Below are 3,079 nucleotides of genomic sequence, written 5' to 3' on the forward strand. Positions count from 1 at the left end.
CTACGACCGTCACGGCGATTTCTCGCACGTCAACCTTGCGGAGCTTGACGGCCCTCTCTCCCGGGTTGAAGTGAAGGAGGGCGATGAGGCGGCGCTGGTCGCCTTCATGCTGGCCCTCACCGACGAGCGGGTGAAATTCGATCAGGCCCCCTTCGATCACCCGCAACTGTTCGTTCCGGCCGGCGACGGCCGGCAGGGAGTTGCCGAATCGTTTATCGAAATCCCCGCCGTCGGCGCCGGCGGCCGGGACGAGCCGCTCAAGCCGTTCCTGAACCTCGACCCGTTTAACGAGCAGCCCCTGCCGTAATCGCCCGCCCTTGCGGACATTCGGCTTCGCTGAGCGACCGGATGTCCGCAAGGGTTCGGCTGCCGACGCCAGAGTTCTTCTGGCGCCCCGGCCTTCGGATTGACAGTCGGCATTCCTGATTTAGACTTTGGAGCAACCTTCGGCCTCCCGTGCCGCAGGTCGGACAAACGTCTTCGAGACTCGGCGGCCCCTGCCGCTGGCAGTCTTGCATCCCTACACCCGCCCGCCAAAGCCGATACGGTCCATCTTTTTCGCACTGGCAGACAGCAAGGAATTGCCTGCGATGACAACTGCCTGAGGAGGAAGAAGTCATGAGGAAAAAGCCGGATAATCCAGGAAAGCCCGCATTCTTCGTAATCGGCCTGGCGGTCGTCGCGCTGCTGGTCGTCCTGTTCGCGGGGGCTCCTCCCCTGCAGGCCGAGCCCTATCTCGCCGTGCGCGAGGGACTGAAGTGCGACTTCTGCCATGTCAACAAGACCGGCGGCGGCAAACGGACGGCGGCGTTTGCCGGCACGGCGGATCATTTTCTGCGCAGCCCGGCCTCTAAAACCTTGGTGGACCCGGCCGGCCTGCTGGGCGGCAGAGTGTCCCTGGGGGCGAATCTGCGCTTCAGCAACCGCACCCTGTTCCGGGATGAGCCCGATGCCCGGGGGGAGGTGCCGAACGGCCGGATCTTCCGCTCAGCCGAAGCGAACGACTTTGCCTTCAACGAAGGGGTGGCCTACCTGGAAGCCGATCTCATCCCCGAAATGCTGACCTTCTACGTCGATGAATCCTTCACTCCGGGACCGGCCGTCAGCCGCGAGGTGTTCGGCCTGCTGACCGGCGTGCTTCCCTGGGACATCTACCTGAAGGCCGGCCGCTTCTTCCCTCCCTTCGGGCTTCGCATCCAGGATGATGCCGCTTTTACCCGCTCGACGACCGGCTTCAATTTCACCAACTTCAGCGAGGGGGTGGAACTCGGTCTCTCCACCGGCCCCTTCTTTCTGGCCGCGGCGGTGGCGAACAGCGGCTCTCCCGCCGGCCAGGACACCCGCAAACAGGTGTCCGCCAACGGTTACTACCTGAAAACTCTGGGCGGCCCCGTGCGATCGGTGCTGGTCGGCGGCTCGGCCGCCCATAACCCGACGACCGAACGCGATGCTTATGGACTCCACGCCGGCGCCAGTTTCTGGGAGCTGACCATCCTGACCGAAGGGAATCTGATCGTGGTCGATACCCCCGATCGGGGCAGCATCCAGGGCTGGGCCTACTACACCGAAGCCAACTGGCTCGCCACGGACCGGCTGAACGTCAAGGTCGCCTACGACTATTTCGATCCCGACGACGAGGAGTCCGACGACCAGCGGGAACGTATCTCTTTGGGTGTGGAGTCCTTTTTCAACAAATATCTCCAGGGTCGGCTCTTCTACCGGATTTCCAACGACATCCCCCAGAACCTGAGCGGCAACGTCAATGAACTCGTGGCCGAGATGCATCTGTTTTTCTGACCGATCGCTGCGCGGCGTCGTCGGTCATCAGTCATAGGTCGTGGGGGTCTTGAACCTGGAGCCCTGGACCTGACAAAGGAGACGCAAAGATGAAGAAGGAAATCAGGACAGGCATTCACTGGCTGGCAACTTTTCTGGCCGTCGCCGCTTTGCTGGCGGTCGTCTCGTGCGGCGCCGGCGACGGTCCCGACGCCGCGGCCGCCGTTCCGGTGAGGGGCGTTACCTCCCTGGCCGAGGTGCAGCCCGTCTTCAACGCCAACTGCCTGACGGCCTGCCATGAACCGGGCGGCATCGGGTTCGGCGAGACCGGGCTCGATCTGCGGGCGGGCGTTTCCTACGGACTTCTGTTCAATCAGCCCGCCATCTCCCCCAGTCTGCCGGGAGTACGGGTCATATCCCGGGACGGAAACAACAGCGTCCTGTACCGGCGAGTCGCCGGACTGCTTCCCCCTCTGGTCTCCCAGATGCCGCCACCCCCCGCCGCGCCCCTCCCCGCCGCCGTTCAGGCCCTGATCAAGAAATGGATCGACGACGGCGCCTCGACCACCGGCCGGCTCAATTCCGTGTTGAGCGGTAGCCAGGTGTCGGCTGCTTCCGCTGGGCCCGTCGCCACTGCCGCCGGCGGCAGCGGCACCCTCACCCTGAGCCCCGACCGCACGGCCATCGACTTCACTCTCGACGTCGGGGCCCTGGCCACTTTCAACAGCCCCGTCATTACCGGCGCCCACATCCATGCCCGGGACCCGGGTCTGGACAACGGGCCGATCATCTTCGATTTTCTCCCGGCCATTATCCCCGACCCCCTGGTGCTCAGCGGCAGGCTGACCGCCGCCAATCTGATACCTCGGCCGAACGTCCCCGACTTCCCTGCCGCCGTGGCGGCACTGCTGAATGGCACGACCTACTTCCAGGTGCATACCCAGGCGCATCCGGCAGGTGAAATCCGCGGGGACATCGGCACTCAAACCCTGACGGCAACTCTCAACGGCGCCCAGGCGGTGCCGCCGGTGATCACCAATGCCACCGGTACCGGCACGGTGGTGATCAATCCGGACCAGGACGCCTTTTCGGTCAGGCTCGACCTCGGGCTGGCGGCCAATTTCACCGGCCCCATCACCGCTGCGCATATTCATGCCGGAGCGGTCGGCGTCAATGGACCCATTATCTTCGAATTCGCCCTGCCGCCGGTGATACCGGCCAATCCGGTCATCAACGTGGTCCTGACCGCCGCCAATCTGATACCTCGGCCGAACGTCCCCGACTTCCCTGCCGCCGTGGCGGC

3 protein-coding genes are annotated in these 3,079 nt (G+C 64.4%); all 3 read left to right on the plus strand.

Annotation, left to right across the window (positions count from 1 at the left end; genetic code table 11):
• Positions 1-307, plus strand: a 307-nt coding sequence (locus VD811_07785; protein HXV20870.1) for a hypothetical protein, incomplete at its 5' end; no start/stop codon positions are given.
• 311 nt (positions 308-618) lie between these two features.
• The gene (locus VD811_07790) at positions 619-1,797 is read left to right on the plus strand and encodes a hypothetical protein (protein ID HXV20871.1); all 1,179 of its coding nucleotides are present in this window, start codon (positions 619-621) and stop codon (positions 1,795-1,797) included.
• 89 nt (positions 1,798-1,886) lie between these two features.
• Positions 1,887-3,079: CHRD domain-containing protein (locus VD811_07795; GenBank protein HXV20872.1), on the plus strand; the 1,193-nt coding region annotated here is incomplete at its 3' end.

Source organism: Desulfuromonadales bacterium (genome assembly GCA_035620395.1).
Classification (GTDB): Bacteria; Desulfobacterota; Desulfuromonadia; order Desulfuromonadales; family DASPGW01; genus DASPGW01.